This window comes from Gallintestinimicrobium sp. (genome assembly GCF_046968865.1).
Lineage (GTDB): Bacteria > Bacillota > Clostridia > Lachnospirales > Lachnospiraceae > Gallintestinimicrobium > Gallintestinimicrobium propionicum.
Window position 1 is genome coordinate 25,722 of sequence record NZ_JBKVPW010000018.1, and the last position, 26,746, is coordinate 52,467.

The following is a 26,746-nucleotide window of genomic DNA, read 5'->3' on the forward strand; positions in this document are numbered from 1 at the left end:
GCGTACCTATTTTCTCAGGATATCCAGGATATCGCCGAGACCTTTCTGAGTGGTAACGATGATGACAGTGTCACCGACCTGGATCGTATCCTGACCACGGGGAATCCAGGTTTTACCCTTTCGGTTGATGCTGCCGATCAGCAGGTTGGATTTTAATTTCAGCTCTGCCAGCGGAATATCCGTGACGGCAGAGGTATCATGGATGGCAAATTCCAGCGCCTCTGCGCGTCCGTCCAGAATTTGATACAGCGTCTCGACGTTACTGCCGATGGAATTGGACATCGCGCGGACATACTGTAAAATATAGTCTGCCGTCAGATGCTTAGGATAAATGACGCTGCCGATATCGAGGTTGTTGATAATCTCGGTAAAGGCGATTTTTGTCACCTTTGTGATGAGTTTTGCGTTGGAGTTTGCCTTGGCGAACAGAGAAAGCAGGATATTCTCCTCATCCAGACCGGTTAAGGTCAAAAAGGATTCCGCTTCGGAAAGACCTTCTTCCAACAGCAGCTGCTTGTCCGTTCCGTCTCCATAGATGATGGTGGAATCAGGTAAAAGCACGCTCAGCTGTTCGCAGCGGTCACGGTTGTTTTCCACGATGCGGACGTTGATATTCATCGCCTGCAGGAGGCTTGCTGTGTAATAGCCGAGCTTTCCGCCGCCGACGATCATCGCGTTTTTGACCTGACCGGTTTTAAAGCCGATGTGTTTGAAAAAGGTGGAGGCATTCTGCGGGGAAGCGATGATGGACAAGAGATCGTTGTCCCGCAGGATAAAATTACCATCCGGGATCGCGATCAAGTCGCCGCGCTCTACGGCGCAGATTAAAATGTCGCTGTTTGTATGGGAGCCGATCTGGCTGACCGGCATGTTATTTAAGTGAAACTCCGGTTTGATGCGGAATTTTAACAGCTCCACGCGTCCTTTTGCAAAGGTGTCGATCTTGATCGCGGAGGGAAAACGCAGCAGACGGGAAATTTCCGTTGCGGCGGTCAGCTCTGGATTGATAATCATGGAGATGCCGAGCTTTTCCTTGATGAATCCGATTTCCTTATTATAAATCGGATTGCGGACGCGGGCAATGGTATGGCAGTTGCCCGCCTTTTTGGCAATCAGGCAGCAGAGCAGGTTTAATTCGTCGGAACCGGTCACTGCAATTAACAGATCGGCTTCTTCAACGCCCGCCTCCTGCTGGATATTGACGCTGGCACCGTTTCCAAGAATGCGCAGAGCATCCAGCTCTTCCGGGATGGAGGAGAGCTTCTGGGAGGATTCATCTATCAGTACGACATCGTGTTTTTCAGCGGAAAGCAGTTCCGCCAGTGTCAGGCCGACCTTGCCGCAGCCAATAATAATAATTTTCATGTTAGCCTCATCTTTTGAACTTGTTATTCGTCGTGTGTAAGGAGCAGATAGGGACTACTCCCACTCACTAGCACTCATTATAGCACGACGCAAATTTATTGCAATTGCAATAAATATTCTTGACAAAAATTTAATTCTTCCCTATAGTGTACATAGTACACGGACAAAGATGAGGAAGAAGAAGAGTACGTTTACCCGGCTGACAGAGAGGGTCCCGGATCGCTGAAAGGAGACCTGAGCAAAGGAGAACGGAATGTGGCTTTGGAATCGGAGAGCTGAATGCGCAGCTGCGTGGTAAGCTTTCACGGTAGTCCCCGTTATCGGACAGCGGTTCTAGAGGAATGACCGCGACAAGATTCCGAAACAGCTGGCGGCGCAGTCTCTGCAGCAGATCAGTTTTTCCGGAAAACAAAGGTGGTACCGCGTTTGGATTCAGACGCCCTTTGACAGAGTTTTCTGTCGAAGGGCGTTTTTTTATCGTATAGGAAACTTCGTTTCCATAAGATAAAAAAAGCTCCGCGAGGATGCGCACTCGGCGCAAGGGTAGATGGTTGCCGAAGCAACCGCGCCTCGGCGCGAGAATGTGCCAAGGCACATTCTTTTTCATTCGCAGGATTTCTGATTTTTTCTCTCGGCGTCCCAAAGCCCTATAGCGGCAAAAATGAAAATGGAGGAAACAATGAGCAAGGAACTGGCAAAAACCTATGATCCCCATGGCATTGAGGATCGTCTGTACCAGAAATGGCTGGATAAGAAATATTTTCATGCGGAAGTAGACGAGAGCAAGAAACCGTTTACCATCGTCATTCCGCCCCCGAATATCACAGGACAGCTGCATATGGGGCACGCGCTGGACAATACCATGCAGGATATTCTGATCCGTTTTAAGAGAATGCAGGGATATAATGCGCTCTGGCAGCCCGGAACAGACCATGCAAGCATTGCAACAGAGGTTAAAATTATCGAGACCCTCAAAAAAGAAGGCATCGATAAGCGTGACCTCGGCAGAGAAGGATTTTTAAAGCGCGCCTGGGAATGGAAAGAGGAATACGGTGGGAGAATCATCAATCAGTTAAAGAAGCTGGGATCCTCCTGTGACTGGGACAGACTCCGTTTCACGATGGACGAAGGCAGCAATCAGGCTGTTACAGAAGTATTCTGCCGCATGCACGAAAAAGGCTGGATTTATAAAGGAAACAGAATCGGCAACTGGTGTCCTGTCTGCAAAACTTCTATTTCTGATGCAGAGGTTGTATACGAAGAACAGGCTGGTCATTTCTGGCATATCAAATATCCGCTGATCGATGAAAACGGAGAGGTAAGCACGACAGAATTTCTGGAATTTGCGACCACCCGTCCGGAAACCATGCTGGGCGACAGTGCGGTTGCAGTTAACCCGTCCGACGAGCGTTATCAGCATCTGGTTGGCAGAAAGGTTCTGCTGCCGATTGTAAACCGTCAGATTCCGATCGTTGCGGATTCCTATGTAGATATGGAATTTGGTACCGGCGTTGTAAAGATCACTCCGGCACATGACCCGAATGACTTTGAGGTAGGAAAACGTCATAACCTGGAGCAGATTAATATCTTAAATGATGATGCAACCATCAATGAAAACGGCGGTAAGTTCGAAGGCATGGATCGCTATGAAGCGAGAAAAGCCATTGTGAAGGAATTAGATGATATGGGTCTGTTAGTCCGGATCGAAGACTACAGCCATAATGTAGGCACCCATGACCGCTGCGGCACGACTATCGAGCCTATGATCAAAAAGCAGTGGTTTGTAAAGATGGACGAGCTGATCAAGCCCGCAGTAAAAGCAGTTCAGGATAAGGAAATCCGTCTGATTCCGGAGCGCATGGAAAAGACTTACTTCAACTGGACGGACAACATCAAAGACTGGTGTATTTCCAGACAGCTGTGGTGGGGACACAGAATTCCGGCTTATTACTGCGATTCCTGCGGCGAAACCGTGGTAGCGCGCACCGAGCCGACTGTTTGCCCGAAGTGCGGCGGCACACATTTTACACAGGATCCCGATACGCTGGATACCTGGTTTTCATCCGCGCTGTGGCCCTTCTCCACTCTCGGTTGGCCGGAAAAGACGAAGGAGCTGGAATATTTCTATCCGACTGATGTGCTTGTAACTGGTTACGATATCATTTTCTTCTGGGTTATCCGTATGATTTTCTCCGGATATGAGCAGATGGGCGAAAAGCCGTTTAAAACAGTACTGTTCCACGGACTTGTAAGAGACTCTCAGGGACGCAAGATGAGCAAATCCCTCGGAAACGGTATCGATCCGCTGGAAATCATCGACAAATACGGTGCGGACGCACTGCGCCTGACGCTGATCACCGGCAATGCGCCCGGCAACGACATGCGTTTCTACATGGAGCGTGTAGAAGCGAACAGAAACTTTGCAAACAAGGTATGGAACGCATCCCGTTTCATCCTGATGAATATGGAAGGCAAAGAAGTTCCTGCGGATGCGTCTGCGCATCTGGAGCCTGCCGATAAGTGGATTCTCTCCCGTTTGAATAACGTCGTAAAAGAAGTGACCGACAACATGGAAAACTTCGAGCTGGGTGTTGCCGTACAGAAGGTTTATGACTTTATCTGGGATGAATTCTGCGACTGGTATATCGAGATGGTAAAACCCCGTCTGTATGCGACGGACGATGCCGACAGCCAGAACGCTGCACTGTGGACGTTAAAAACTGTCCTGATCGACGCTTTAAAACTTCTGCATCCGTATATGCCTTTTATTACCGAAGAAATCTTCTGCACCCTGCAGTCCGAAGAGGAATCCATCATGATTTCCTCCTGGCCGGTTTATCAGCAAGAGAGACACTTCGAGAAAGAAGAGCAGGAGATTGAAATCCTCAAGGAAGCTGTCCGCGGCGTCCGCAACGTCCGTACCAGCATGAACGTTCCGCCTTCCAGAAAAGCCCATGTTTATGTGGTAAGCGACCAGAAAGAGCTGCAAAATACCTTCGAGGAGGGCAAGCTGTTCTTTGCATCCCTGGCGAGCGCATCCGATGTGACCTGTCAGGCGGACAAGACAGGTATCGCAGAGGACGCGGTATCCGTTGTGATCCCGAACGCAACCCTTTATATTCCATTTGCAGAGCTGGTTGATCTTGCAAAAGAGATCGAGCGTCTGGAAAAAGAAGAGAAGCGCCTCGAGGGCGAGCTTTCCAGAGTAAATGGCATGCTGCACAATGAGCGTTTCATGAGCAAGGCACCGGAAAGCAAGATCGCAGAAGAGCGCGGCAAGCTGGAAAAATACACGCAGATGATGGAACAGGTAAAAGAACGGTTAGGTCAGCTGTGCAAGTAAGCGGGAAGATGCATGCTTTCAGCGAAATATGGTTTTCTTATTAAGTTTTTTATTAATAGGAAAGTGCAGGGCGGTTTTGTAACAAAAGCAGAGCCGCTCTGTTTTTGTTCATGCAACGCTGCATTCCTCTAAACCGGACGGGATTGCAGCATGTCCGCAGTTTCTGACGGAAAAACGCGAAAATGCGAAGTGCTTTCCTGAATTTCCGGAAAAATTAGATTGATTTTTTTGTGTGCCCTGCGTATTATAATGGTATTGAATCCATGAGGATAAGAGCAGATAAGCGGGAGGATGCGCATGATCAACTTTGAAGAAGAATTGAAAAAGTTCCATCCCAGCCTTGAAATCGATGAGGCGGAGGATGTGATTATAAACCACAATATGACAGACTTTACGGATATTCTGGTAGACATGGTCAAAGAGCAGGAAAAAGAAATGGCCGATGCCGCCGGGAAGAAAGAGTAAAGGAGCAAATATATGCAGTGCTATAATTGTGGAGCAGATCTGACAGAAAAGAATTTCTGCACGAACTGCGGGGCAGATGTTTCGAGATATAAGAAGCTTCTGAGCATTTCCAATTATTATTATAATGACGGTCTGGATAAAGCCGGTGTCCGGGATCTTTCCGGTGCGATCGAGAGTCTGAAGCTGTCGTTGAAATTCAACAAATATCATATCGAGGCGAGAAACCTCCTGGGATTGATTTATTTTGAAATGGGCGAGACCGTTCCGGCGCTGAGTGAATGGGTCATCAGCAAAAACCTCCGCCCGGAGAAAAATATCGCGGATGATTACATCAACGCCGTACAGAAGAGCCCGACGCAGCTGGAAGAGTTTGCACAGATGAGCCGGAAATATAATCAGGCGCTCAACTACTGTTATCAGGACAGCAAGGATTTGGCGCGGATTCAGTTGAAAAAGGTGCTTTCCGACCATCCGAATTTTGTACAGGCACATCTGCTTTTGGCGCTTTTGTACATGGATGCGGCGGACTGGGAGAAAGCGCGCAAGGAGCTGACCCGCTGCCTGCGGATCGACTGCGCGAATACGACGGCGCTTCGGTATATGCATGAAGTGGACATTGCGTTAAAAACCGATGATGACGGGAAATTTGTCCGCAAACAGGGAAAGGGCGAGGAAGTCGTCAAATACCAGAGCGGCAATGAGACGATTATTCAGCCGATCAGCCAGATAGAACCGAAAAAGAGCTTCGGGTGGCTGTGGGGAACGCTCGCAGGTCTTGCGGTCGGTGTAGCGGTATCCTGGTTTTTGATCCTGCCTGCGCGGGTACAGATCGCACAGACGGAGTTAAACAATAAGCTGACAGCAGTCGGGGAAGAAGCCGACCGCAAAAATGCAGAGATTTCCAGCTTAAATCAGCAGATAGAGACGCTGACTAAGGAAAATGACGAGCTGACGGCGCAGAACGGCAAGCTGTCCGGCGCGGACGGCAGCATGAGCGCGGTAGAAGCGCTGTTGAATGCAGCAAGTGTCTATATGGAGACGCCGGACGATATCGAAGCACTTTCCGAAGCGGTGGACAAGATCAGCCGCGATGCGATGGAGAGCAGCGACACCTCCGAGGCGGCGCGTAAGCTCTATCAACAGCTTTTGCAGGACACTGGCACAGACCTTGCAGCGAACTATTATGACACCGGCTACAAGGCATATCGTTCCGGGGATTATGAGACGGCGATTGAAAACCTGACGAAAGCGGTTTCCTATGATGAGACGAACAGTGAAGCGCTTTATGCGCTGGCAAATTCCTATCGCGACAACGGCAACAAGCGCCAGGCGAAGGAAACCTACCAGAAGGTAATTGAACTGTTCCCGAACACGGAAAAAGCAACCCAGTCCCAGCGCGCGCTGGATCAGCTGGACAATTAAAAGGCGACAATTTAAAAAGGATTTTACAAAAGAGGATGAAAAGCACAATAGCTTTTTGTCCTTTTTTTGCTATCTACGGATTCAGAATGTTTGCAGATTGCCGTGCGGCAATTCGGGGATAGCTATTTCACGGTTAAGGTCCCCAAGCCGTTTGTGCCTGCACGAAATTTATATAGAAAAAGGAGAGTAGCATGGAAGAGGATTATAAAATTATCGATCACTATCTGATGATCCGCCTGCCGGAAGAAATCGACCACCACAGTTGCAGCGTGATCTGCAGGAGGGCGGATCACATGATGTTGGACAACAGCGTCAGCCACATCGTGTTTGATTTTTCCGACACAAAATTTATGGACAGCTCCGGCATCGGCGTACTGGCGGGGCGTTACCGCAAGATTTCCTGTTTTGGAGGCAAGGTGTATGTAATTCACGCCAACCGGCGCATCCGGAAAATTTTGGAAATGTCGGGCATCGGCGATATCGTGGAGATGATAGATCAGGAAGAAAAGATTGAAAAACAATAGAATGTACGCTCTGCGAGCATTCTATTGTCATGAATAAAATTTTTCAATCGCGAGATTTGTGTCTGCGCGCACTTGACACAAACTCGGCATGCGCAAAAAGCGTGCGCAGAAATGAGAGGAAAGCATGAATAACATGAAAGTGGAATTTGAAGCCCTGCCGGAAAACGAAGGCTTTGCGAGGGTTGCTGTAGCGGCGTTTTTGACGCCCTTAAATCCGACACTGGAGGAGATCGAGGACGTCAAAACTGCCGTTTCGGAGGCAGTTACAAACGCAGTCATCCACGGATATAAGGAGCAGGGAGGAACGATTGAAATTTCCTGTGTGCTGGAAAAGGATCTTTTGAAAATGGAAATCACCGATCAGGGCTGCGGGATCGAAAATGTGGAACAGGCGATGGAGCCGATGTTCACGACGCGCCCGGATCTGGAACGTTCCGGTATGGGATTTTCTTTTATGGAAGCGTTTATGGACTGCCTGGAGGTGGAATCGACCGTGGGGAAGGGGACGCGTGTGATTATGGAAAAAAAACTGGGAAATGCGCCGTGGGTCAGTGATCCGGATCAAGAAGAGGAGTAGCACATGGAAATATCAGTATTGATCGAAAAGGCGCAGGCAGGAGATGCGTCTGCCAGAAAAATACTGATAGAAGAAAATCTGGGACTAGTTCACCATATTGTGAAACGGTTTGCAGGGCGGGGATACGAGGTAGAGGATCTGTTCCAGACCGGAACGATCGGACTGATGAAAGCGATTGATCATTTTGATTTAAGCTACGATGTCAAATTTTCTACATATGCGGTTCCTCTGATTGCAGGAGAGATCCGGCGTTTTCTGCGCGATGATGGACCGGTCAAGGTCAGCCGGTCATTAAAGGATGCGAATTATAAGCTGCGGCAGGAGGCTGCGCGCATTCAGACGCAGGAGGGACGCGACCCGACGCTGCGCGAGCTGTGTGAAAAAACAGGAATCGCCTATGAAGACGCGGTCATGGCGGTCGCTGCAGCCGGGGAGGTTGAATCGCTGTCAAAGCCGGTCTATGAGGGGGATGGGAAAGAGATCGCGCTGATGGATCAGCTTGCGGCACGGTCTGCAGACAACACCTGGGAGGACGCAGAAAAGAACCGGCTGGTAGACCGGATGCTGTTAAAACAGCTTATAGACGAGCTTCCCGAACAGGAAAAAATCCTGATCCGGCTGCGCTACTACGAGGATCAGACGCAGGCCCAGATCGCCAAAAAACTCGGTATCAGCCAGGTGCAGGTTAGCCGGATGGAAAAGAAAATCCTGATCCGCATGCGAGAGCGGTCGGGGGTGTAGGACAGCGATGAGGACTGCATAGCTGTAGAAAGCGCTCGGCGGCAGCGATGGCAGCAGGGCAGTGCGTAGAACCAGCTGGCGGCAGATGGTACGATTTTTGCAGACAGCCCGAAAAAGAAAAAACGTCTGATCTGCATAACTTTTTTTGCCCGGGTGCATACTGTGTGAAACAGGAGGAACATACAGATGCCGAAAGAAGTGCTGTATTTAAAGCTTGAGCAAAACGCAGAGCTGTCCGGTGAAAGCGTGCATATCAGCGATCTTGGAAAATTATATTGTAAAACGCAAAGCGTGCAGAATCGATGCAGAACGCTTCCTGTTTTCCGATTTGAGGAAAAAGATAAGGGGCGCCGGGTGGTTAGCGCGCTTTTTGTGATTTCGCTTTTGCAGCAGGACAATCCGAATCTGGAGGTGGAAAGCATCGGCGCGCCGGAAACGGTGGTGGAGCAGGTAAAAGTCAGTCGTTATCCGGGCTTCTGGCAGGTGTGCAAAATCGTCTTTGTCTGCTGCATCTGCTTTTTTGGCGCAGCGTTTACGATCATGGCGTTTCATAACGACATCGGGATTCGCGAGGTGTTCGGGCAAATTTACGAGCTTTTGACCGGACAGGAGCCGCAGTCGGTTACAGCGCTGGAAATCGCGTATTCGATCGGGCTGGCACTTGGCATTTTGGTGTTTTTCAACCATATCGGTGGGAGGAGGATTACGTCCGATCCGACACCGATCGAAGTGGAAATGCGTAAATATGAAACGGACGTCAATCAGGCATTGACAGAAACTGCAGATCGGGAAAAAAAGACGCTGGACGTCTGAAAGGGGGGAAAATTGTGATTTTATCGAAGCTTTTGCCGGTGGTTGTCGGACTGGGCGCAGGCATTCTCGTTTCGGCAGGCGTTTTTACGGTGCTGCTTTCGGTAGGACTTGTGCCACGCTTTGCAGGAAAGACCCACACGGGGGAAAAAATTTTTCTGTACGAGGAAATGGTTGTCTTTGGAACGCTCGTCGGCTGTCTGGCAAGTGTATTTCCGGGTGCAGTAATTTTTGGCAGGGAATGGTTGCAGAAAAGGTTGGAAGCGGGAGCAGCTTTTGAGTGGCTGGTTCTGACGGCGGAAGCCCTGACCGGTCTGTTTGCCGGAATTTTCGTCGGCTGTCTGGCACTTGCAATTGCAGAAATGCTGGACTCCATTCCGATTCTGACGCGTCGGATCGGTTTTCGGCACGGACTCGGGCTGATGGTGATTTCCATTGCGATGGGAAAAGCGGTTGGAAGCCTGTTGTATTTCTGGCATCCTATTTTTCGGTAAAAACTCCGTTACAAACGGTGAATCGTGCAGCAGATTCGGAAAGGAACAGCATATGGAAAAGTATCAGGCAGACCAGTCTTTTCAGAAACAGTATGAAAAATATGTCAAACAGGTGACGCCGACACACAATCTTGCATTGCAGATGCTGCATGCATTTGTGACGGGCGGTATAATCTGCACGGTAGGACAGATTATTTTGAACGTTGCGAAGTCAAACGGATTGGACGATGCGGCAGCAGGAAGCGTGTGCGCGATTCTGCTTGTTCTGGCGAGCGCACTTCTGACCGGCTTTAACATTTATCCGTCTCTGGTAAAGTGGGGCGGGGCGGGGGCGCTGGTTCCGATTACCGGTTTTGCCAATTCCGTAGCCGCCCCGGCGATTGAATTTCAGAAGGAGGGACAGGTATTCGGAATCGGCTGCAAAATTTTTACGATCGCCGGACCGGTTATTTTGTATGGAATTTTTGTCAGCTGGGTGCTTGGACTGATCGGATGGATCGGTTCACTTTTATAATTTTCCTGCGAGCAGGAAATCAGTCTGCAAAAATGCTGCGGGTGAATGTTGTTGAAACGATGCCGTTCACCCGCGCCATTCGCAAAATCGCAGCTTCGCTGCTCCCCGCTGCTTCGCAGCTTCTTTTGCTCATGAAATGGCGCTCCCCTCGTGCCTTCTTACAGACTGATTTTTCTGCGAGCAGGAAATCAGGCTGCAAAAAGGCACGGGTGAACTTAGTCGATCACATGGTGCTGGAGCCACTTGCGGGAGTGGAAGCGGAGCATGAAAACGACCGCACGCACGCTCCAGTCTGCGAACATGCCGATCCAAACCGCGATGGGACCGAAGCCACAGAAGCGGCATAAAAAGATGCATAGGCTTACCCGGCACAGCCACATGCTGGCACAGGAGGTAATCATGGAAAATTTCACATCGCCGGCTGCGCGCATGCCGTAGGCGGGAATAAAGGAAAGCACCCACGAAATCGGTTTGGTGATGGTAATAAATGCGACCATCTGCAGGCAGAGGCGGGCGCTTTCTGCTTCCATGCCGCCGAGGATAGTGATCGGCTTTGCGAGCAGATAGACGACGGCACAGGAGATGAGGATGACGATTTCCGAAAGCCAGGACAGCCTTTTGATGTAATAAATCGCTTCATCTTTCCGTTTTGCACCGATACACTGACCGACGACGGTCATCAGTCCGATGCCGACACCCATGGCGGCGATTCCGTTTAATGCCTCCAGGATACTGGTCATTGCCTGCGCGGCGATGGCAACCGTACCGAGAGTGGAGACGGTTGACTGAATGGCGAGCTTACCGAACTGGAACATGCTGTTCTCAATTCCGGATGGAATGCCGATGAATAAAACGCGTTTGATCAAAGACCAGTCCGGACGGATAGAAAAGTAGTTGCGTACATAAATCTGTTCTGCAGGGTTTCTCAGCTGCCAGATCACGACGATCGCACAGAAAATACGGGAAACCAGGGTGGAAATTGCCGCGCCGGCGACGCCCATGCCAAAGACGAAGATCAGGATCGCATTTCCTCCGATATTTAAGAAGTTGGAAAGGATGGAAATCGTCATAGGACCTTTGGTGTTGTTTTGTGCACGCAAAATGGAAGCACCTGCATCGTATAGACCGATGAATGGGAACGACAAAAGTGTGAAGAAAAAGTAAATCTGGGAGTTTGCCATAACGTCCGTGTCTACAGTGCCGAAAATCAGACGAAGCAGCGGAAAACGGAAGATCAGGCATAAAAGCGACAGCGAACAGGAAAGGACGAGCATAACGAAAAGCACCTGCTCTGCGGAACACTTCGCCTTTTTCAGGTTCTGACTGCCGAGGTACTGGGAGCAGAGGATCGCGCCGCCTGCCGCCAGCGCGGAGAGCGCCTGAATCACTAAAATGTTGATTGCATCAACGAGAGAAACTGCGGAAATTGCAGCGGAGCCGACGTTGCTGACCATCATCGTGTCGGCGGTTCCCATCAGGGAAGACAGAAGCTGCTCGACCATGATGGGGACAAGCAGCGTCCGAAGCTGTTTATTGGTGAAAAGATGTTGTGTTGCTGTTTGTTTTTTTGTGTTCACGAAAAAATCATGCGCCTCCTGAAATATTGGAAAAGTCTGCGGAAAATAAAAACCTTCTGTATCATAGCAGAAAATAAAATGGATGAAAATAGGGAAAACAGCTCATTTTTTACAGAAGAAGAATGCCTTTTATGCTGTTAGAAAAACTACAGATGTGGTAAGATGAAAAAGATACTACTGTGGCACCCTTCCGGGAAAGAGTGCCGGCAGAAATTGGATGAAAAATCCGGAGACATGAGGGATGAGAGATGAATGAGAAAGTACAACAGACAGAAACCGGAAATGCGCTGCAGCGTTTCCTGAAACGGAAAAATATTATTTTTTCGGCAAAACGTTATGGAATCGACGCGTTGGGCGCGATGGCGCAGGGATTGTTTGCATCGCTTTTGATCGGTACAATTATCGGAACGCTGGGAGAGCAGATCGGAAGTCAGGTGCTGGTGGACGCCGGAGGCTTTGCAAAAAGCGTGGCCGGACCGGCGATGGCAATTTCGATCGGCTATGCACTGCAGGCACCGCAGCTGGTGTTATTTTCCCTGCTTGCAGTCGGGGCGGCAGCCAATTCGCTGGGCGGGGCGGGCGGACCGCTTGCAGTTTTGATCGTTGCAATTGTGGCGGCGGAATGCGGCAAGGCGGTTTCCAAGGAAACGAAGATTGATATTTTAGTCACGCCTCTGGTGACAATCCTTTCCGGAGTGCTGCTGTCGATGTGGTGTGCGCCGACAATCGGAGCTGCTGCGAGCGCAGTCGGAAGCCTGATCATGTGGGCGACGGAGCTGCAGCCGTTCTTTATGGGTATTTTGGTATCGGTTATTGTAGGTGTTGCGCTGACGCTGCCGATCAGCTCTGCAGCGATTTGCGCGGCGCTGAACTTAACCGGGCTTGCCGGGGGTGCGGCAGTTGCGGGCTGCTGTGCGCAGATGGTCGGCTTTGCGGCGATGAGTTTCAAAGAAAACAAGTGGAGCGGACTAATTTCCCAGGGATTGGGCACAAGTATGCTGCAGATGGGCAATATCGTAAAAAATCCGCGCATCTGGATTCCACCGACGCTGGCGGCAGCCATCACCGGACCGATTGCGACCTGTCTGTTCCAGCTTCAGATGAACGGACCCGCAGTTTCCTCCGGAATGGGAACCTGCGGACTGGTGGGACAGATCGGCGTTTATACCGGCTGGCTGGAAGAAATTGCAGCGGGCAGTCGGAGTCAGATTACAGCGTTTGACTGGATCGGCATGATCTTGATCTGCTTCGTGCTTCCGGCGGTGCTGAGCCTGGTGTTTGGACAGATTTTAAGAAAAATCGGCTGGATCAAAGAAGATGACCTGAAGCTGTAAAGCATTTGGACAAGAAGGCAGCATTCAGATAAAAGCGTTATCAGAGGAAAGACTGCTGCATTTACGGCAGAAAAGGAGGGTATATGATTTCTGAAAAAAAGAGCGGAGCGCCGTACTTAAACGTCTGGTTTGGTAATTTCTACCGACCGGCGTATGACGATCAGGCGTTTGTCGCAGAGGGGATGGAGCTGTTAAAAAAGTTCGGCTTCAACAGTGTTTTGCTCGATTCCAAGGACTGGGAGGATTTTCGGGAACGCTATGAGGGAAAGCCTGCGAGCCAGTATGTCGGCATGCAGGAGTTTATGATGGAGCAGATCAAAAAGCAGGGGATGAGCCATACATTTCTGGCGATTTATCTGAATGCAGATAACCTGTATCCGAATATTCGTTTTAGCCCGCCGGTGTTCGGGGAATCTGTTGTGACGGCAAAAGGCAATGACGGTCGCTGGTATCGTTATTGGTCGGAGAAAGCGCAGGAGACGATGACGGAGCACGTTTCACAGCTTTTAGAGATGTACGGTGAAAATATGACCCGGATCGAAGTGGACGGAAAAGAAAGGAAACCGCTGTGCAGCATGTGGGACCCGGTCGTTGCACCGAGCTTCGATGAGGATGGAAAAAAGCGCTATCGCAGCTGGCTTGAAAAACGCTATAACGGAGATATTGAAACCTTTAACCGTTTCTATAAAACGGAAGCAAACAGCTTTGAAACGATCGAACCCGAGCAATACTGGTTTGAACTGCGTTATCCTGGAAAAAATGGTTTTTCGGAAAAAGAGCTGGAAGACCGGGATGAAAAATGCCGCGTATGGATGGACAACCAGCGCTGGAAAAGCGACGAGCTGGTGCTTTATTTTGAAGCGATGCAGAAAAAGCTCCATGCACTTGATCCGCAGCTGTATCTGTGCCCGGATTTGAGCCAGTGGGGATATTTTTTGAACGTGGATGGAAGCTTTTTAACCGGTGCAGGGCTTTCTGATCTGTGGGATACGGCGGTGCGAGGCGCTGATTTTTACCGGATTGCCCCGTATGTGGATGCGGCGCATTTTATTTCTGTGCCGGTGCTTCCAAACGGCGACCCGGACTGCTATGTGACAGCATGTCAACACAGCATGATGCGGAATATGAATCGTGGCAGATCCTTTGTCGGCGGCATTTACTGGGGAAGATTTGTTTATAATGACCTATATGCGTGGATTTCTCCGTGTGAGGCGGTCGCCTCGTTGGCGGCGTCCGGCGCTTCCGGATATGCGTCTTACGGCATGTGCGGGTTAGACGACGGCGGCGTGTTACACCGGATGCCGGAAGCGTTCTGCAGGTCTTTAGAAGAAGGCAACCGATGGTGGAAAGAGGTTGTTTCGAGGCTCGGAGGGAGAAAAGCTGCAAAGGCAGCAGTGCTGTTCCCGTCTGCGATGGCGCTTGCAGAGACGTTTGACACGGAGCACAATCATGACAGGCGGCTGGATCTTCTGGGCTGGTATAAGGCTCTGGAGGACTGGCAGATCGACGTTGACGTTGTAGATGGCAGCATTTTCAAGGATCAGACAGCAGATCAGTACGAGGTGCTCGTGCTCGCGGCAAACGACTGCTATGCGCTTGACCCGGATTCTGAACTGGAGCAGGGCATTGCAGCATGGGTAAAAAATGGCGGAATGCTGCTGCACGGACCGATGGATTTGCTTGCACAGGCGAGCGTTGGCAGCCACTGCCTTTCCCATGAAAAGGATTCGTTTGAGTGCAGCGGCGAAAAGGGAATGCTGACCGGAACGCAGTTTGGCAGCTTCGAGGAGGAAAACGCCGACGTGCTCGCAGTCTGGGAAACGGACGAAAAGCCAGCGATTGTCAAGCGCACATTTGGGAAGGGAACCGTTTGCGAAATCGGATTTTTCTACGGCTTTGAATACACCGGCAGAATCGCACCGCACGTTCCGTTGACGCAGCGCAATAACGAGCTGTACCCTTTGACCATGCTGAAAAAAGATCCCGTAGGGATGCTTCTGGAAGAAAAATTCGGCACGACACTGACCCGGAAAAAAGGCGTTGAGCGCGCAGAATTTGAAAACGGTACGGTTATCGTCAACCACAGCTCCTATCCGTGCAGAATCGATGAACCCGGAACACGCTATTTCCAGAATCCCGAGCTATACCAGGATTTGGACAGCAAAATCCTGCTCCCGCATATGGGAGTTTTTATCGAGAGGAAAGTTTGAAAAATGTTTTAAACTTTTCAGAGTGCGCTGTCGCGCGTTGACTTCTCGATGGAAGATCGTTATAATAAAGACCACGGCTTTTGCTGTGGTCTTTATTTATTCATGACAATAGAATGCTCACAGAGCATGCATTCTATTGTTGTATAGGAAACTTCGTTTCCATACGATAAGTAACGCTCTACGAGGATGCGCGCTCGGTGCAAGGGTAGATGGCTGCCAAAGCAACTGCGCCTCGGCGCGAGAATGTGCCAAGGCACATTCTTTTATCGTATAGGAAACTTCGTTTCCATACGATAAGTAACGCTCCGCGAGGATGCGCACTCGGCGCAAGGGTAGATGGTTGCCGGAGCAACTGCGCCTCAGCGCGAGAATGTGCCAAAGCACATTCTTTTTCCTATAAAAATATAAAAATAGAAAGTTGAGAAATTGATGATAAATAAAAAAACAAAATTTTGTAAAGCTGCAGCGCTTCTGGGCGCGGCTGTTATGATGATTTCTGCGCTGGCAGGCTGCGGGAAAAATACGAAGGTCGTTCTGACGGCGGGTCTGAAAAAGAACGAGGTATTCCGGATTTCGAGTGCGTCTTGTGTGCTGCCGGAGGTGATGGTATATCTGACGAACATGCAGAATCAGTATGAATCCGTCTATGGAAGCCAGATCTGGAACGCTTCCGACGGACAGCTTTCGCTGGAGCAGGAGGAACGGGAACAGGTGTTGACACAGCTGGCGAGAATCAAGGTGATGAATCTGCTCGCCCAGAAAAAAGAAGTGACGCTGGATGATAAGGAAAAGGAGCGTGCGGCAGCGGCGGGCAGGGAATATTTTACTTCCTTGAACAGCGCGGAAGTGACGGCACTCAACGTGACGCAGGATCTGATTACGAAGATGTATGAAGAGTATGCGCTTGCAGAAAAGGTTTATCAGACGATTGTAGAAAATGTCAATCCGGAGGTCAGTGACGATGAAGCGCGCACCATCACGGTAGATATGATCAGGGTCAGCGATTCTGCCAAAGCTTCCCAGGTGCTTGGCAAGGCAAAAGAAGAAGGCGTGGATTTTGAGACGCTTGCGCAGGCAGAGAGCGAGGACCAAACGGTGACGCAGTCGTTTGGAAAAGGCGAGGTTTCGGAAGCACTGGAAAAGGCGGCGTTTAACCTCGGCAAGGACGAGATCAGTGACGTGGTGGAATCAGACGGAAGTTACTATATTTTAAAATGTATCAGCACGTTCGACGAGGCGCAGACCAAAGCGAATAAGGAAAAAATAGTAAAACAGCGCCAGAGCGAGGCATTCGATACGGAATATACGGCGTTTGAGCAGACATTGGTACGTCAGCTCAACGAGGAACTCTGGAATTCCGTCACGATGATTCATCAGGACGATGTCAAAACTTCCAGCTTTTTTGAAGTATACCAGATGTATTTCCAGCATCAGGAGTGAGCAGGAATAGCTGGGCATTCCGGCAGGACGTCGTGCTTCCGGCTTATGAAAACTGCCCTGTCGGACGCTGCGTTTCAGCTTATGAAAACTGCCCGACAGTGTGCTGTACCCTGTTTATGAAAAATTTAGAATTGCGGGAAACGCGGCAACCATGCGGGCTTTCAAAGAATTATTAGCACTCAGTCAAAATGAGTGCTAATTTTTTATTGACTTTTTGAAACGACAGGACTACACTATGGATAAAGCTTGGAGGAAAGCTTCTCCAGGCATCTGAAAACGAACTGAGAAAGAAAGGATCGTGATATTTCATGGCTGAAAAGCACGGAGCATTATCAATTAACAGCGACAATATTTTTCCGATTATTAAAAAGTGGTTATATTCGGATCATGACATTTTTTACAGAGAGCTGATTTCCAACGGCTGCGATGCCATTACGAAGTTAAAGAAGCTGGATATGATGGGAGAATACGAGCTTCCGGAAGGCTACAAGCCCAGAGTGGATGTTATCGTTGATCCGGATGCAAAGACCATCCAGTTTATCGATAACGGTGTCGGCATGACTGCGGATGAGGTGGAGGAATACATTAACCAGATCGCATTTTCCGGCGCGACAGATTTTATCGCAAAATATAAAGATAAGACAAACGACGACCAGATCATCGGTCATTTCGGCCTGGGCTTCTATTCCGCATTTATGGTAGCAGATGAGGTGCATATCGATACCCTTTCCTGGCAGAAGGATGCAAAGCCGGTTCACTGGGAGTGCGACGGCGGCACAGAATATGACATGCAGGATGGTACCCGCACAGAAGTCGGTACCTGCATTACCCTGTTCTTAAACGAGGACTGCCTGCAGTTCTGCAACGAGTATAAGGCAACCGAAGTGATCAAAAAGTATTGTTCCTTCATGCCTGTGGAAATTTACGTTTCCAGAGCCAATACACCTGAGACACAGACGATTCTTGCGAGTGAGAAGCTCGACAGCGATCATGTGATCGAAGAAGTGAAGAAAGAAAAGGAAGAAGATCCGGATAAGCTCAAAATTACAAAGCGTCCGGAACTGATCAACGATACTCACCCGCTCTGGACGAAGAACCCCAGTGAATGCACAAAGGAAGAGTACATTGATTTCTACCGCAAGGTATTTATGGATTACAAGGAGCCTCTGTTCTGGATTCATCTGAACATGGATTATCCGTTCAACTTAAAGGGTATCCTTTACTTCCCGAAGATCAACATGGAATACGAATCCATCGAGGGCGTCATCAAGCTGTACAACAATCAGGTATTTATTGCCGATAATATTAAAGAAGTAATTCCGGAATTTTTGCTGCTGTTAAAGGGCGTCATTGATTGTCCTGATCTGCCGCTGAACGTGTCCAGAAGCGCGCTGCAGAACGATGGCTTTGTAAAGAAAATTTCCGATTATATTACCAAAAAGGTTGCGGATAAGCTGTCCGGCATGTGCAAGACCCAGAAGGATGAATACGAGAAATACTGGGATGATATCGCTCCGTTCATCAAATTCGGCTGCTTAAAGGACGAAAAATTCTGCGAGAAGATGACGGATTACATCCTCTTCAAGAACCTGGACGGCAAATATATGACCCTGCCCGAGTGCCTGGAAGTCAATAAGACTGACCCGGATGAGACCCAGGAGGGTGCTGTGGATGAGAACGGCGAAAAGGTAGAAGCAGAAGTCGTAGAGGACAAGAACGAAGATTCCGCTGAGGAAGAGAAGAAAGACAAGACCATCTACTATGTAACAGATGAAAAACAGCAGAGCCAGTATATCAACATGTTCAAGGCTGCCAAAATGGATGCCGTTATGCTGACCGACCGGATCGACCAGCCCTTTATCTCTCAGCTGGAAGCAAAGAATGAGGGGATTCATTTTGCAAGAATCGATGCTGACTTAACCGATGCGTTTAAGGCAAAGACCAGCAAGAAGACGCAGGAAGAATTAAACGCGCAGGCGGAAAAGGTTGAAAAGCTGGTTCAGAAGGCACTGAAAAACGACAAGATCAAGGTAAAGATCGAAAAGCTCAAGAATAAAAAGGTATCCTCTGTTCTGACGGTTTCCGAAGAAAGCAGAAGAATGCAGGATATGATGAAGATGTATGGTGGCGGCATGGATATGAGCATGTTCGGTGCAGAGGGCGAGACGCTGGTATTGAATGCAAACCATCCGCTCGTAACCTACATTACGGAGCACGAAGACGATGCAAACACAAAGATGATCTGCGAACAGCTCTATGATCTGGCGAAGCTCCAGAACGCACCGCTTTCTCCGGAAGCGATGACCAAGTTTGTAGCGCGCTCCAATGACATTATGCTGCTGCTTGCAAAATAAAAGCGCAGGCTGTGAAAATGGCGTTGCTGCAAATAACTCATCAGAGAAAACTAGTACATCGTTATTTACGAAACGCTGTACTAGTAAATGCGAAGACCGCATGCAGGATGAATATACAATTCCTGTCTGCGGTCTTTTTATCGTATGGGAAACTTCGTTTCCATACGATAAAAACGCTCCGCGCGGATGCGCACTCGGCGCAAGGGTAGATGGTTGCTAAAGCAACCGCGCCTCGGCGCGCGAATGTGCCAAGGCACATTCTTTATTATCGTATAGGAAACTTCGTTTTCATACGATAAAAACGCTCCGCGCGGATCGCACTGCAGCCGAATGGAAGAATGTCGCTTGCGCGACCCGCCGCAGGCGGAGAATCCTGCCATTACGTCCCTGGCTCTGCGATACGGCTGACTGCCACATAAATGTTTGAAATCTGATACCAGGTCGGATAATCCACGATTCCGGTTGCCGGGAGGTTGAAGATACGCTGAAAAGCCCGCACCTGTGCAGCGGTCTGGGGACCGAAGATACCGTCGGCAGAGGTTTTCGGGATAGCAGGGTAGTTCTGTGCAATGCGGTTTAACTGCTCCTGCATCTGTCGAACCTTTGTGCCGGATGCACCGATTGTCAGGTCATAACCAGGCCAGGAGGATGGGACGCCGCTGATGGCCTGGGCTGCGTTGATATACATGTCGTTGCCGTAATAGTAGCGGATGATCTCAATCGCGCTGTAGCCCTGATCACCGAGATATTTGGAGCCCCACTGGGAGAGACCCTGACAGCTGACGCGATTTCCGTCGCAATAGCTGGTAAAGATCGGCTGCCGCACGCCGGGTCGGGAGAGATAATTTGCAAAAATGGAGTCCACGAGGCGGTCGATGTTGCTGTAGATATTTCTGCCGTAGATGAATTTCTGGTCGTAGGCGGTGGAAGAGGTGATGGTAAAGGAATAGCCCTTTGCACGATACCATTCTGTGTATACACGATTCAGGGTAAAGGACTGAATGACGAGGATGTTGGCGTAGATAGTGCTCTCCGGCCAGGTTGCATAGATTTCGGAAGAAGCGACGTTTTTGATATAGTCTTTATAGCGGACATAGTAGTTTGGAGCGCTGGAATCGTCGGGAAGACCGTCGTGGACGATGATATATTCCGGGATGACGACGCGGCTTAAGACGATTTCTCCGGTTTCGGCTTCGGTTTTGATCTCAGCTTCCGGGATTTTGGCAGGATATTCACCGTAAAGCGTGTGATCCGGGATGAAAATGTCCTGTTCTTCGGGAGTGTCGGAAACTGCGGTGGGTGTCATGGAAACCGGAAGAATGCTGGATTCGTCCGGCAGAATTTCAGCGCCGTTGATACGGACGGGCTCGTAACCGTCCGCTTGTACTTCGATTATATAATCGGTGTATGGCCGCGGATTGGAAGGACTCTGGGAATAGGCGGGATTGGGCGCAGGCAGCAGGACGGACGTTGTCTGTCCGGATTCATCGGTAGTAAGAGTTTCAAGAATCTGTTCCGGGGAAGCACTGTCGGAGATCGTAACAGCAGCGCCCACAACCGGGAAAAAACCGACAGAAGAAGTTACGCAGATCATCAGGGAGCCGGGATAACCGGTTTCTTCTGCTGCAGCACAGGAAAGCTGTGGCATAAAAGTACCTCTCATATCCAGAATATGTGATAATAAGATATGCCGGAGATAGAAAAAATGATACGATGGTCTGCTCTAAACGTCAGCCGCCGAAAACCTGCCAGCAGCGCTGCGATCGACATATATCGAACGCTGGTTGCAACGGACTCTGATCAAAGCCCGTGCCGAACACCAGCCAAAGCCGAAAGCTGCGCAAACGAAAAAAACAGCGCCCGTCGGTTATACGATAACCTGGCGGGCGTTGTTTTTTCCGGATAACCGGATCTTTTACAAAGCGTACAGTTGATTCGTTTAATCAAGATTCAGACAACGTTTCATTACATAGTTGCAGATCCAGAAAGCAGGAACGCATAGAACCAGATTTGCGAACAGGGAAATCAGCATAATTGACCAGTAAATGGAGGCAAAATCAGTCATCGGATTCGCAGAAGTCGATTGAAGGATGAACACGCCTGCGGTCGTAGGCGTAGTCAGAAGCATCATAGCGGTCGAAAGGATGGTGCTCAGCCCGAGATAGCACAGGATGGATGCGAGCACCTTGTGGATGGAAAACAGCTGTCCCAAAGAGATCGAGGCATAGATGGTAAGCAGGGAAAAGACAGAGCTGATGATCATCACGGGAATTGCCAGGAAGAGTATGGATGGAACAGTGAAAATCGTGTGGTACGACTGGAACATTGTCCGAAGCTCCAACAGATCTTCCGGAGAAAAATATGCCATTGTGGGCAGGGCAATCAAGGTGATCAAGGTAATTGCACCAACCAACAACAAATCGATCAGATAAAACCAGATGGTTCCGATGGTCAGCTTGGAGACAATCAGCATCCAGGGCTTGACAGGGAGCGTGTGCATCAGATAGCCCTCGTCGGTATAGAGATTTTTATAAAAACGGATAGCAAAATAGATTGTCAGGATCATGGAAAGACCGCTGAGAATCAGGATGTATGCGATGTAAAGTACAAAGTTTCGCACATTGAGATCTGTGCCGGCGCTAGCCTGGTCAGCAACGGAGAAGTATACGAGGCTGGCGGCGGAAAGCAGTACCGTGATAGTGAGCAGAAGGGCAGGAACTTTAAACGTATCTTTCCATTCATGGGAAATCAGTTTTGTGAGCATGAGAATACCTCCCGGAAATAAGAGTCTACGGACTGATGGCGGGTGTCCCGGATCTTCTCCACGCTGGAAGAGAGAATGATCTGTCCGTCTTTCAGAAAAATAACATCGTCCAGAAGCTGCTCGACGTCCGCAATCAAGTGTGTGGAGAGCAGAATTGACGCATCCTCGCTGTAATCCTGGATAATGGTCTTTAAAATGTAATCACGCGCGGCGGGATCGACGCCGGCGATCGGCTCGTCCAGAATATAGACCCTGGCGCGGCGGCTCATGACCATGATCAGCTGCACCTTTTCACGGGTTCCCTTCGAGAGCGTCTTTAAGGGGCTGGACGGATCGATGTCGAGCTTTTGCAACATTTCCTCCGCCTTTGCAGCGTCAAAGTCTGTATAAAAATCCCTGAAAAAAGAGAGCAGTCCCTTTACCCGGACAGTATCGGGCAGATAGGTGCGCTCCGGCAGATACGAAACGATCGCCTTGGTTTCGGGACCGGGAGCCTGGCCGCAGATGAAAATTTGTCCGGACGAGGGTACCAAAAGTCCGTTGATGAGTTTGATCAGTGTGGATTTGCCGCTGCCGTTGGAGCCTAAAAGCCCGACCATCCTGCCGGGAGCGATTTCGAGGCTGATATGGTCAAGCGCTGTTTTTTTGCCGAAGCGCTTGCTGACGTCCTGCAGACGGAGCAGGGTATCGGATGTCTGTGTCATGAATTTTCCTCCTTTTTGGCCAAAAGCAGCCGGATACTATCGTCTTTCTGATAGCCGAGATGCTGCATCCGCGTCAGAAACTGACTGATCTGAAGCTCTGCCAGCTCACTGCGCACCTGTTCAATCAAAGCAGTATCTTCGGTGACCGTCCGCCCGCTGGTGCGACGCGTGACAATCAGACCGGTACGCTCCAGCTCGGTGAAGGCTTTCTGCATGGTGTTCGGATTGACGCTTGCCTGTGCAGCGAGGTCGCGGACACTGGGAAGCCGGGAGCCGGGCGGATAGAATCCGGATACGATTTCATGCTTGAGCCGGTCAACAATCTGGGCGTAAATAGGTCTGTCTGAATCAAGTTCCCATGGCATGTGAACACCTCCTTGCTTGTATGATTGATTTAATACAATAATACTTAAGCGGAACCCATTTGTCAATCCCTTGCGCGATATTCGGAAATAGGGTAATATAAAAGGTAAGACTATTGGAAATGACCGCCTGATCGGGAGCGTCCTGGCAGGCAAAATTGTGCAGAAAGGGGAACGCAAGTGAGAAGACTGGAAGAGCAGATTCTGACAGAAAAATACCGCAGAATAGAAGGAAAGCTGACGTTTTCTGTTCGGTTGGCAGCGCTGTCTGTTGCGCCGGGGGAAGCTGCAGAGGGCGCGTTTACCATTTTTGCATCACAGGAAGGAATCCCGGCACAGGGCTATGTCCTGACAAAGGATGAGCGGATGGAGTGTAAAACGGAGTGGTTCAACGGCGTGCAGGAGAAAATCGTGTACCGATTTTGTGCAGACGGGCTGCAGGAGGGCGACAGCCTGCAGGGACAGTTCCTGATCGTATCGGACTACGGGGAATACACGTTGCCGTGGAAGGTGACGGTGCGCAGAGAGGCGGCAGCAGGAATTGCAGGAAAAGTCTCGACGCTTGCCGGATTTACAGAGCTTGCGCGCACGGACTGGAAAACGGCGGTACAGTTTTTTTACAGCAAACCGTTTGCAGAAATCTGTAAAAAAGAAGGCGAAAAGACCTGGCTTTTGTACCGGGGGCTGTCCGCCGGATACTATAACAGCTCCAACGTCGAGACATTTCTGGAGGAAACCGGCTGCAAGCAGGCACTGACCTTTACTGCTGCCAAACCGGAAATTCAGGTCAAAGACGTACAGGAAACGGTACGGGAAGAGCTGCAGATTTTAAAAAATGGCTGGGGACCGGTCAGCCTGAAGGTACAGACAGAGGACGATTTTTTGTTTCTGGAAAAAAACAGAATCGGGGAGGATGACTTTTTAGGCAATCTCTGTCGCCTGCCGGTTTATATATCGGAAGAAAAGCTCCATGACGGGAAAAATTTCGGGACGGTAACGGTTTCGTGGAGCCGGGGCAGCTTTTTGGTCGGTGTCACAGCGACCCGCCGGAAAACGGGATTGTCTGCGGAAACCGAAAAAAAAAGCCGCCAGAAAAAATATACGATCCGTCTGACAGAGCTTTATTTAAAGCTGCGCGCAAAGCAGATCGACCTGGCAGACTGGCAGGAAAAGGTGCGGGAATGTGTGGAAGAGCTGGCTGTCCTGGATCGGAAAAGTATCGTGCCAAAGCTTTTTTCCGCACAGCTGTTATTGACGGAAAACAAAACAGAAGAGGCCGGCTGGATGTTAAAACAGTTGCGCCCGATGCTGGAGGGAGAAAGCCCGGCGGTCGTCAGCTATTATCTGTATCTGACGACACTGTACGATAAGCGCGAGGAGTATGTGAAGCGTGCCGCCGCGCGGGTGGAGGAAATTTATACCCGTTACCCGGAAGAATGGCGGATTGCGTGGCTGATGCTGTTTTTATCCCATGAGATCAACCGGAGCACCTATCGGAAGTGGCAGTTTTTGCAGGAACAGTTCCAGAAAGGCTGCGTAAGCCCGCTGTTGTATCAGGAAGCGGTGCTTTTGCTGAACGCAGATCCGGCGCTTTTGACGGGGCTAGACCCGATTGTGCGCAGGGTTTTAGTTTATGGCGCACGGAAAGGGCTTTTGAATGAAAATCTCTGCGGACAGGCTGCAGAGCTTGCCTGCCGGGAAAAATATTTCGAGCCGGTTTTGTTTGAAATTCTGGAGCGCAGCTGGGAAAAAAAGCAGTCCCCAGCCATTTTGCAGGCGATCTGTTCGTTATTGATCAAAGGAAACAAATGCGAGCAAAAGTGGCATGTCTGGTATGAAAGAGGTGTGGAAAACAAGCTGCGCGTCACGCGTCTGTATGAATATTATCTGTTGAGCACCGATCTGTCGCGGGATATTGAGCCGCCCAAAAGCGTGCTGCTGTATTTTGCCTACCAGTGCAACCTGGACTGGGAATATGCGGCGTGGCTGTATTCGTGCGTGGAGCGATGCAAGACAAAGGACCCGGAGCTTTACATCACCTACAAGCCGGAGATGGACCATTTTCTGCTGGACTGTCTGAATAAGGGAAGAATCAACCGGCATTTGTCTTGGCTGTACAGGGAAAATTTGCCGGCGTTGGCGCTTGACAAAACGCAGGGGGAGACGATTACTTCACTGCTCGGAAGCACTGAAGTTGTATTGAACCGCAAGGAGTGCCGCAAGCTGATCATCGTTCATCGCAGACTGAAAGGCGAAGAGACTTACTGGCTGCAGGATGGAAAAGCCTGCGTGTCTGTTTACGATCCGGAGGATTTGCTTTTTACAGAAGACGAAGAGCAGAACCGCTGTCTGGTGACTGTTGACAGGAAAGAGCTGCTTTCGTTTCAGGATGTGGTTTCTGCCTGGGGAATGGAAGCACTGCGGGAATGGGGCACAGAGAGCATTGCGTTTTTATTGGAAGCGGAAAAAAGAAAGCTTTCGGAACTCGATCAGATCGCCGTCTGGACGAAGCTTTGTACAAACAGACAGCTGGAGGATGTTTACGGGCAGGAGCTTCGCTGCCGGCTGGCGGTGTGGCTGTCCGAACAGGAGAAAAATAAGGAGCTGAACGCCTTTTTGCGGACACTGTCCAAAGAGCAGATTGCGGAAAAGGACAGGCTCTGCATGGCGCGACTGATGATTCTGCACGGTTTTTATGACAAAGCATATGAGTGGCTTGCCGGTCAATGCTTTTGCAAACTTGAGCCGGCGGAGCTGATGCGCCTTTGCAGCAGACTTCTGGCAAAAGAAAGCCATCTCGAAGAAAAGCGCCTGATGCTTCTGTGTGCGCAGGCTGCGCTGAACGGAAAATATGACGATCGGATTTTACAGTATCTGGCGGATGCTTACGAGGGAAGCTGCAGCGAGCTGGAAGTGCTATTGCAGGCGGCAAAAAATTTTGAAATCGACATCTGGAAAATCAACAGGAAGCTGCTGGTTCAGCTATTGTTTACCGGGCAGGATGTGACGGAGCGGATGGATCTTTTGCGGGATTATATCAGTGCGGGCGGCAGTCCGGAGCTGGAAGAGGCATTTTTGTACCGCTGCGCCTATGCAAATGTGATTTTAAAGCAACCGATCCACCGATATATGGTGCAGATGATTTTGCGGCTCTGCAGATGGGGTGCAAAGGTAAGCAGGCTGTGCAAAATTGCGGCGCTGCAGTATTACGCCAAAAACAAAGGCATGTTAGAGGAAAAAAACCGCGGTCAAGTGGCTAAAATTATCAGGGAGCTATTTGAAGAAAACTGCCTGCTTCCGGTGCTGCAGCAGTTTGCAGACCTTGTGCCGGAGGTTTGGGAGATTCTGGACAAAACCTTTGTCGTATATGAGGGAGAACCCGAAAAACAGCTGGTTTTGAACTATCGGAGAGTGGAAGGAGAACTGGCGGAAGCGCAGTATCATGAAATGGAGCTTCCATGCGTCTGCGACGGCATTTATGCGGCGGGATTTATTCTGTTTCCGGGAGAGCGGCTGCAGTATTATATCACAGTGTCCGAAAGGCCGGAGAAAATTTTGGAAAATGGCATGTTGCTTGCGCAGGAGGAAGCCGCAGAGGCAATGCAGGGCAGGTACGCATGGCTTTATGAAATGGCACAGGCACAGCTTTTGCAGGAGGATTTATCGGCGCAGAAGGAGCGGACGCAAAACTACCTGTATACCGCGTTTTGTGCAAAACGGCTGTTTGGAATGCTGAAATAGGGAGA

At 49.9% G+C, this 26,746-nt stretch carries 20 protein-coding genes and 1 other annotated feature; of the genes, 14 read left to right on the top strand and 6 right to left on the bottom strand.

The window, feature by feature from the left end; translation table 11 throughout:
• Positions 1 to 6 precede the first annotated feature (6 nt).
• Positions 7 to 1,365 carry a Trk system potassium transporter TrkA gene (trkA, locus tag ACLTOQ_RS13860; RefSeq protein ID WP_412319683.1) on the bottom strand — a complete coding sequence of 453 codons (1,359 nt, stop codon included), beginning with the start codon at positions 1,363 to 1,365 and terminating at the stop codon, positions 7 to 9.
• Between the two features lie 163 nt (positions 1,366 to 1,528).
• Positions 1,529 to 1,812: a binding site (T-box leader), on the top strand.
• Between the two features lie 232 nt (positions 1,813 to 2,044).
• Here trkA and ACLTOQ_RS13865 point away from each other — a divergent pair.
• The 9 genes from ACLTOQ_RS13865 (at position 2,045) to ACLTOQ_RS13905 (ending at position 10,255) form a co-directional block, all read left to right on the top strand.
• Positions 2,045 to 4,708, top strand: a complete 2,664-nt coding sequence (locus tag ACLTOQ_RS13865) for a valine--tRNA ligase (protein WP_412319685.1) — start codon at positions 2,045 to 2,047, stop codon at positions 4,706 to 4,708.
• A 297-nt stretch (positions 4,709 to 5,005) separates the two neighbouring features.
• Positions 5,006 to 5,173, top strand: coding sequence for a hypothetical protein (locus ACLTOQ_RS13870; RefSeq protein ID WP_021915429.1), 168 nt, complete (start codon positions 5,006 to 5,008; stop codon positions 5,171 to 5,173).
• A 12-nt stretch (positions 5,174 to 5,185) separates the two neighbouring features.
• Complete coding sequence (locus ACLTOQ_RS13875) at positions 5,186 to 6,595, top strand: tetratricopeptide repeat protein (protein ID WP_308728077.1); 1,410 nt, start codon at positions 5,186 to 5,188, stop codon at positions 6,593 to 6,595.
• A gap of 191 nt (positions 6,596 to 6,786) precedes the next feature.
• On the top strand, positions 6,787 to 7,119 hold the full coding sequence (locus ACLTOQ_RS13880; RefSeq protein ID WP_021915427.1) for an anti-sigma factor antagonist: 333 nt from the start codon (positions 6,787 to 6,789) through the stop codon (positions 7,117 to 7,119).
• 124 nt (positions 7,120 to 7,243) lie between these two features.
• The gene (gene spoIIAB / locus ACLTOQ_RS13885) at positions 7,244 to 7,696 is read left to right on the top strand and encodes an anti-sigma F factor (protein WP_262585816.1); all 453 of its coding nucleotides are present in this window, start codon (positions 7,244 to 7,246) and stop codon (positions 7,694 to 7,696) included.
• Positions 7,697 to 7,699: 3 nt separating this feature from the next.
• Positions 7,700 to 8,437 (top strand): SigB/SigF/SigG family RNA polymerase sigma factor, encoded by a 738-nt coding sequence (locus ACLTOQ_RS13890; protein WP_021915425.1) that lies wholly within the window; start codon positions 7,700 to 7,702, stop codon positions 8,435 to 8,437.
• A 186-nt stretch (positions 8,438 to 8,623) separates the two neighbouring features.
• Complete coding sequence (locus tag ACLTOQ_RS13895) at positions 8,624 to 9,250, top strand: stage V sporulation protein AA (RefSeq protein ID WP_021915424.1); 627 nt, start codon at positions 8,624 to 8,626, stop codon at positions 9,248 to 9,250.
• 14 nt (positions 9,251 to 9,264) lie between these two features.
• A complete protein-coding gene (locus ACLTOQ_RS13900) occupies positions 9,265 to 9,741 on the top strand; it encodes a stage V sporulation protein AB (protein WP_262585814.1) in 477 nt (158 codons plus the stop codon).
• A gap of 52 nt (positions 9,742 to 9,793) precedes the next feature.
• Positions 9,794 to 10,255, top strand: a complete 462-nt coding sequence (locus ACLTOQ_RS13905) for a SpoVA/SpoVAEb family sporulation membrane protein (protein ID WP_262585813.1) — start codon at positions 9,794 to 9,796, stop codon at positions 10,253 to 10,255.
• A 215-nt stretch (positions 10,256 to 10,470) separates the two neighbouring features.
• Here the strand turns inward: ACLTOQ_RS13905 and ACLTOQ_RS13910 are convergent, their stop codons facing one another.
• Complete coding sequence (locus ACLTOQ_RS13910) at positions 10,471 to 11,832, bottom strand: MATE family efflux transporter (RefSeq protein WP_412319689.1); 1,362 nt, start codon at positions 11,830 to 11,832, stop codon at positions 10,471 to 10,473.
• Positions 11,833 to 12,080: 248 nt separating this feature from the next.
• Between ACLTOQ_RS13910 and ACLTOQ_RS13915 the strand changes: the two genes are divergently transcribed.
• The 4 genes from ACLTOQ_RS13915 (at position 12,081) to htpG (ending at position 19,170) form a co-directional block, all read left to right on the top strand.
• Positions 12,081 to 13,166: a PTS transporter subunit IIC gene (locus ACLTOQ_RS13915; RefSeq protein ID WP_412319691.1), complete on the top strand. Its 1,086-nt coding sequence runs from the start codon at positions 12,081 to 12,083 to the stop codon at positions 13,164 to 13,166.
• Between the two features lie 83 nt (positions 13,167 to 13,249).
• Entirely contained in the window at positions 13,250 to 15,376 is a 2,127-nt protein-coding gene (locus ACLTOQ_RS13920) for a hypothetical protein (RefSeq protein ID WP_412319693.1), read from the top strand.
• A 429-nt stretch (positions 15,377 to 15,805) separates the two neighbouring features.
• The gene (locus ACLTOQ_RS13925) at positions 15,806 to 16,816 is read left to right on the top strand and encodes a peptidyl-prolyl cis-trans isomerase (protein WP_262585808.1); all 1,011 of its coding nucleotides are present in this window, start codon (positions 15,806 to 15,808) and stop codon (positions 16,814 to 16,816) included.
• 308 nt (positions 16,817 to 17,124) lie between these two features.
• Positions 17,125 to 19,170 carry a molecular chaperone HtpG gene (gene htpG / locus ACLTOQ_RS13930; RefSeq protein WP_412319695.1) on the top strand — a complete coding sequence of 682 codons (2,046 nt, stop codon included), beginning with the start codon at positions 17,125 to 17,127 and terminating at the stop codon, positions 19,168 to 19,170.
• A gap of 379 nt (positions 19,171 to 19,549) precedes the next feature.
• Here htpG and ACLTOQ_RS13935 read toward each other — a convergent pair whose 3' ends face one another.
• The 4 genes from ACLTOQ_RS13935 to ACLTOQ_RS13950 form a co-directional block, all read right to left on the bottom strand.
• Positions 19,550 to 20,818: a peptidoglycan-binding protein gene (locus ACLTOQ_RS13935; protein WP_412270010.1), complete on the bottom strand. Its 1,269-nt coding sequence runs from the start codon at positions 20,816 to 20,818 to the stop codon at positions 19,550 to 19,552.
• A 291-nt stretch (positions 20,819 to 21,109) separates the two neighbouring features.
• Positions 21,110 to 21,934: a hypothetical protein gene (locus tag ACLTOQ_RS13940; protein ID WP_412319697.1), complete on the bottom strand. Its 825-nt coding sequence runs from the start codon at positions 21,932 to 21,934 to the stop codon at positions 21,110 to 21,112.
• Positions 21,919 to 22,638 (bottom strand): ABC transporter ATP-binding protein, encoded by a 720-nt coding sequence (locus ACLTOQ_RS13945; RefSeq protein WP_262585803.1) that lies wholly within the window; start codon positions 22,636 to 22,638, stop codon positions 21,919 to 21,921. Before ACLTOQ_RS13945 ends, ACLTOQ_RS13940 begins: the two co-directional genes overlap by 16 nt.
• The gene (locus tag ACLTOQ_RS13950) at positions 22,635 to 23,003 is read right to left on the bottom strand and encodes a GntR family transcriptional regulator (RefSeq protein ID WP_021914612.1); all 369 of its coding nucleotides are present in this window, start codon (positions 23,001 to 23,003) and stop codon (positions 22,635 to 22,637) included. The genes ACLTOQ_RS13945 and ACLTOQ_RS13950 overlap by 4 nt, the downstream gene beginning before the upstream one ends.
• 177 nt (positions 23,004 to 23,180) lie before the next feature.
• Between ACLTOQ_RS13950 and ACLTOQ_RS13955 the strand changes: the two genes are divergently transcribed.
• Positions 23,181 to 26,741, top strand: coding sequence for a DUF5717 family protein (locus ACLTOQ_RS13955; RefSeq protein WP_412319699.1), 3,561 nt, complete (start codon positions 23,181 to 23,183; stop codon positions 26,739 to 26,741).
• Positions 26,742 to 26,746 lie beyond the last annotated feature (5 nt).

What these genes read in the sequence shown, in the direction of transcription:
- ACLTOQ_RS13890 (WP_021915425.1), top strand. Translation starts at nt 7,700, where the DNA reads ATGGAAATATCAGTATTGATCGAAAAGGCGCAGGCAGGAGATGCGTCT.
- spoIIAB (WP_262585816.1), top strand. Translation starts at nt 7,244, where the DNA reads ATGAATAACATGAAAGTGGAATTTGAAGCCCTGCCGGAAAACGAAGGC.
- ACLTOQ_RS13945 (WP_262585803.1), bottom strand. Translation starts at nt 22,638, where the DNA reads ATGACACAGACATCCGATACCCTGCTCCGTCTGCAGGACGTCAGCAAG.
- ACLTOQ_RS13915 (WP_412319691.1), top strand. Translation starts at nt 12,081, where the DNA reads ATGAATGAGAAAGTACAACAGACAGAAACCGGAAATGCGCTGCAGCGT.
- trkA (WP_412319683.1), bottom strand. Translation starts at nt 1,365, where the DNA reads ATGAAAATTATTATTATTGGCTGCGGCAAGGTCGGCCTGACACTGGCG.
- htpG (WP_412319695.1), top strand. Translation starts at nt 17,125, where the DNA reads ATGGCTGAAAAGCACGGAGCATTATCAATTAACAGCGACAATATTTTT.
- ACLTOQ_RS13935 (WP_412270010.1), bottom strand. Translation starts at nt 20,818, where the DNA reads ATGCCACAGCTTTCCTGTGCTGCAGCAGAAGAAACCGGTTATCCCGGC.
- ACLTOQ_RS13940 (WP_412319697.1), bottom strand. Translation starts at nt 21,934, where the DNA reads ATGCTCACAAAACTGATTTCCCATGAATGGAAAGATACGTTTAAAGTT.
- ACLTOQ_RS13870 (WP_021915429.1), top strand. Translation starts at nt 5,006, where the DNA reads ATGATCAACTTTGAAGAAGAATTGAAAAAGTTCCATCCCAGCCTTGAA.
- ACLTOQ_RS13905 (WP_262585813.1), top strand. Translation starts at nt 9,794, where the DNA reads ATGGAAAAGTATCAGGCAGACCAGTCTTTTCAGAAACAGTATGAAAAA.
- ACLTOQ_RS13925 (WP_262585808.1), top strand. Translation starts at nt 15,806, where the DNA reads ATGATAAATAAAAAAACAAAATTTTGTAAAGCTGCAGCGCTTCTGGGC.
- ACLTOQ_RS13865 (WP_412319685.1), top strand. Translation starts at nt 2,045, where the DNA reads ATGAGCAAGGAACTGGCAAAAACCTATGATCCCCATGGCATTGAGGAT.
- ACLTOQ_RS13875 (WP_308728077.1), top strand. Translation starts at nt 5,186, where the DNA reads ATGCAGTGCTATAATTGTGGAGCAGATCTGACAGAAAAGAATTTCTGC.
- ACLTOQ_RS13895 (WP_021915424.1), top strand. Translation starts at nt 8,624, where the DNA reads ATGCCGAAAGAAGTGCTGTATTTAAAGCTTGAGCAAAACGCAGAGCTG.
- ACLTOQ_RS13880 (WP_021915427.1), top strand. Translation starts at nt 6,787, where the DNA reads ATGGAAGAGGATTATAAAATTATCGATCACTATCTGATGATCCGCCTG.
- ACLTOQ_RS13950 (WP_021914612.1), bottom strand. Translation starts at nt 23,003, where the DNA reads ATGCCATGGGAACTTGATTCAGACAGACCTATTTACGCCCAGATTGTT.
- ACLTOQ_RS13920 (WP_412319693.1), top strand. Translation starts at nt 13,250, where the DNA reads ATGATTTCTGAAAAAAAGAGCGGAGCGCCGTACTTAAACGTCTGGTTT.